This is a genomic window from Mesorhizobium sp. M7A.F.Ca.CA.004.12.1.1, assembly GCF_003997835.1.
Classification (GTDB): Bacteria; Pseudomonadota; Alphaproteobacteria; order Rhizobiales; family Rhizobiaceae; genus Mesorhizobium.
Map to the genome: position 1 here is coordinate 1 of NZ_RZRK01000637.1, position 3,604 is coordinate 3,604.

The following is a 3,604-nucleotide window of genomic DNA, read 5'->3' on the forward strand; positions in this document are numbered from 1 at the left end:
GGCTTCATCAACTTCAACATCTCCTCGACGCTGAAGTCCTGGGTCGATCATATCTCTCGTTCCGGCAAGAGCTTTTCCTATGGCGAGAACGGCCCCAAGGGTCTCGTCACCGGCAAGAAGGTCTATATCGTGCTGGCTTCGGGCGGCATCTATTCCGAAGGTGCGGCCGTGCAGTTCGATCACGCCATTCCCTACCTGCGCGGCGTGCTCGGCTTCCTCGGCATGACCGATGTCGATGTCATCCGTATCGAAGGCGTCGGCATGGGTCCTGACGCGGTGACCGCAGCGCTCGCCAAGGCGACCGCCAAGGTCGATGCCGTGGTGGCAGCCAGCCAGGGTGTCGCGGCTGCCGCATAGGGAAAAGACTTAAATTGGAGGGCAGGCGCTTGGCGCCCGCCCTTTTTCAATGCGCTCCCCGCTTGTTTTCCTGACAGTAAACAGCGCGAAGCGACCAGAGTCCTTTGGGTGTGACTTGACGATCCACCTTGGTTCACTCACAATCACAATGAACCAAGTGGATCGAAACCATGACGGCTTTCACCGTACGCCTCCCCGACGACACGACAAACAGGCTCGACCAACTTGCCGAAAAGCTCGATCGCTCGCGCTCTTATGTGGCCGCCAAGGCCATCGAAGACTTTGTAGCTCGTCAAGAGTGGCAACTCGCTGAGATAGAGGCCGGATTGGCCGAGGCCGAGCGCGGTGAGTTCGCCAGCGAACAAGAGTTGGCCGCCGTGATCGGGAAATACGTCAAGCCCGCCGGCTGATCCATGAGCCGCAAGACAATCCGTTGGACCAAGCGGGCTTTGCGTCGGCTTGGCGAAATCGGCGCGCATATCGAGAAAGACAGTCCCGAAGCTGCCGCCCGTGTCATTGGGCGCATCTTGTCCGCAGCGGAGTTGCTTACCGAACAGCCGGCTATGGGTCGCGTTGGACGCATCAAGGCGACGCGAGAACTCGTTTTGGCCGATATCCCATATATCGTCCCCTATCGCGTAAGCGAAGATGCCGTCGAAATACTTACCGTCATACATGCCGCCCAACAGTGGCCAAAGAGCCTCTGAGCCAACTGGCCGCTGCCTTTCTAGCCGATGAAATGCCTGAGCAACCCCGCCGAAGCGACTCCGATCAGCACAGTCGGCAGCATGGAAAGCCGCGTGGCGGCCACCAGCGTAACAGCCAGCGCCAGAATATCCGCCGGGGACTTCGACACGAAGGCCGGTGCGATGACAGAGATCAGCACGCAACCGGGCGCAGCTTCCATCACAGCCGTGGCACGGGCGCTGAGTGTGCGGTTGCGCAGCACGACATAGCCGCCGATGCGCGTGAGATAAGTGACGCCGGCCATCAGCACGATGGTGAAAAAGGTCGTTGCATCGATCATGCATCACTCGCCATCAGCCAGGCCGCGACCAGACCCGACATGGCGCCCGCGGCGACATACCAGGCGCCGGGAACGAAGAGATAGACCAGTGCCGCCACGACCAGGCTGACCAGCCAGGGTCGCGCCGCCGCCATCCCCGTCCACATGCCGCGCATCAGCACCAGGAAGACAGCCGGGAACGCCATGTCGAAACCATAGGCCCCGACGTCGCCGAGCATCGGACCGAGCAAGGCACCCAGCGTGGTGAAGACCACCCAGGTGAGATACATCGCCAGCGCCGCGCCCATATAGTAGCGCGGGCTGAAGGCCGGCATGATGCCGGCAGCAGTGCGCTGTCTGGCATCGGCCAGACCCAGCGCCCAGCTCTCGTCGCACATAAAGAAAAGCGCCGGAAACACCTTGCGCCGCGGCAGGTGGCGCAGGAACGGCGCCAGTGCCGCACCCATCAGCAAATGACGGCTGTTGACCAGGAAGGTGATGGCGACGATGAGCACGATGTGCGGCGGCGACGTCCACAATTGGATCGCCGCGAATTCCGAACCGCCGGCGAAATTCAGCCCTGTCATCGCGGACAGTTCGACCGTGCTCAGCCCTTTTTGCGTGGCCTGGGCGCCAAGCACCAGCGCATAGGGGATGGTGCCGAACAGCACCGGCGCGCAGGACGCCACGCCTCGGCGGAATTCGGATCCCGAACCATTGCCCGCCGCCTCGACTGCCTGTGAAATGCTCATGTGTCTCCACTGGCGCGCCTCGCGGCCGCCGCTGCCCTGCGTTTGAACTCTCATGACACTGGCGGCAAACATACCCACAATTCTCCGCAATATGGTTGCGAATATTGTTGTACTTCAACTAGGTTCGGCATTGAGTGCCATTAATTTCAAAATAGATGGAATCTAGAGCCATGAAGCTGGATGAGATCGACAAGCGGATCCTGCGGGCGCTGCAGCGCGACGGCCGCATGGCCAACAACGATCTGGCCAAAGAGGTCGGCCTGTCGCCCTCTCCTTGCCTGCGGCGCGTGAAGCTGCTGGAGGAAGCCGGCATCATCGATCGCTACGTCGCAGTGCTGAACCCCGGCAGCATCGGCAAGGGCCTCACCTTCTTCACCCGCATCTGGCTGAAAACGCAGGATGAGGACACGATCGAGCATTTCGCCACCGAAGTCGCCAAGCTGCCGCAGGTGATGGAGTGCTATTTGATGCTCGGCGATTGCGACGCCATGGTGCGCGTGGTGGCAGCCGGCATCGACGATTACCGCCGCTTCCAGTCGGAGCATCTGAGCCGCATCAAGGGCGTGCAGAACGTCAAGACCGACGTCCCCAGCCAGACGATCAAATACACGTCGGAACTGCCGATCTGAGCTGCCGAAAACGGCGTCACGTCAAACTGGATAAAAAATGCAACCGGATTGTAGGATCGAACCCGGTGCCGGCGTCCTTCGGGTGCAAGCAGCGCGCAGCGCTGCCTTTAGGCATGGGAGATTTGAATGAGCCTTTCCTATCGTTGGGTCATCGTCGCCGCTGGCGCGCTGATGTCCTGTGTCGCCATCGGGACGATGTTTTCGCTGGCGATATTCCTGGAGCCGATGGCGATCGACACCAACTGGTCGCGCGCCGGCATTTCCAGCGCCATGACGCTCAACTTCCTGGTGATGGGCCTTGGTGGCTTCGCCTGGGGCGCGATATCGGACCGTTTTGGCGCCCGCATCGTCGTGATGATCGGCGCGGTGCTGCTCGGGTTGGCGCTGGTGCTGGCCAGCCGCGCCGGTTCGCTGCTGAGCTTCCAGATCACCTATGGCGTCCTGGTCGGTCTCGCGGCAAGCGCCTTTTTTGCGCCGATGATCGCGCTGACCACAGGCTGGTTCGACACCAACCGCAGCCTTGCCGTCTCACTGGTCTCGGCCGGCATGGGCGTGGCGCCGATGACGATCTCGCCCTTCGCCCGCTGGTTGATCTCCGCCTATGACTGGCGCACCGCCATGTTCGACATCGGCATTACCGCCTGGGTGCTGCTGTTGCCGGTGGTGCTGCTGGTGCGCCAGCCGCCGAAGCCCCTCTTGGTCGACACCGGCTCCGCGCCGGTTGCCGAAGGTGCCGGCCTGACAGTCAGCCAGGCGCTGCGCTCGCCGCAATTCATCGTGCTCGGGCTGACCTTCTTTGCCTGCTGCGCGGCGCATTCCGGACCGATCTTCCATATGGTCAGCTATGCCATGCTGTGCGG

Annotated in this window: 7 protein-coding genes; 5 read left to right on the forward strand and 2 right to left on the reverse strand. The window is 61.8% G+C overall.

All coding sequences use genetic code 11. The features are described 5' to 3' along the window. The 3 genes from EN984_RS26670 to EN984_RS26680 all read left to right on the forward strand — a co-directional run. The coding region (locus tag EN984_RS26670; protein WP_206517483.1) for an NAD(P)H-dependent oxidoreductase at positions 1-357 on the forward strand (357 nt) is incomplete at its 5' end. A gap of 170 nt (positions 358-527) precedes the next feature. Continuing rightward, positions 528-767 carry a CopG family ribbon-helix-helix protein gene (locus tag EN984_RS26675; RefSeq protein ID WP_127256140.1) on the forward strand — a complete coding sequence of 80 codons (240 nt, stop codon included), beginning with the start codon at positions 528-530 and terminating at the stop codon, positions 765-767. Between the two features lie 3 nt (positions 768-770). Next, positions 771-1,064 carry a type II toxin-antitoxin system RelE/ParE family toxin gene (locus tag EN984_RS26680; RefSeq protein ID WP_127268105.1) on the forward strand — a complete coding sequence of 98 codons (294 nt, stop codon included), beginning with the start codon at positions 771-773 and terminating at the stop codon, positions 1,062-1,064. A 20-nt stretch (positions 1,065-1,084) separates the two neighbouring features. Here EN984_RS26680 and EN984_RS26685 read toward each other — a convergent pair whose 3' ends face one another. Further along, on the reverse strand, positions 1,085-1,384 hold the full coding sequence (locus tag EN984_RS26685; protein ID WP_127268104.1) for an AzlD family protein: 300 nt from the start codon (positions 1,382-1,384) through the stop codon (positions 1,085-1,087). Beyond that, positions 1,381-2,115, reverse strand: a complete 735-nt coding sequence (locus EN984_RS26690; RefSeq protein ID WP_127268103.1) for an AzlC family ABC transporter permease — start codon at positions 2,113-2,115, stop codon at positions 1,381-1,383. Before EN984_RS26690 ends, EN984_RS26685 begins: the two co-directional genes overlap by 4 nt. A gap of 170 nt (positions 2,116-2,285) precedes the next feature. Between EN984_RS26690 and EN984_RS26695 the strand changes: the two genes are divergently transcribed. Both EN984_RS26695 and EN984_RS26700 read left to right on the forward strand, forming a co-directional pair. Continuing rightward, the gene (locus EN984_RS26695; RefSeq protein WP_127268102.1) at positions 2,286-2,744 is read left to right on the forward strand and encodes an Lrp/AsnC family transcriptional regulator; all 459 of its coding nucleotides are present in this window, start codon (positions 2,286-2,288) and stop codon (positions 2,742-2,744) included. A gap of 126 nt (positions 2,745-2,870) precedes the next feature. After that, positions 2,871-3,604, forward strand: a 734-nt coding sequence (locus EN984_RS26700) for an MFS transporter (protein WP_127384071.1), incomplete at its 3' end; no start/stop codon positions are given.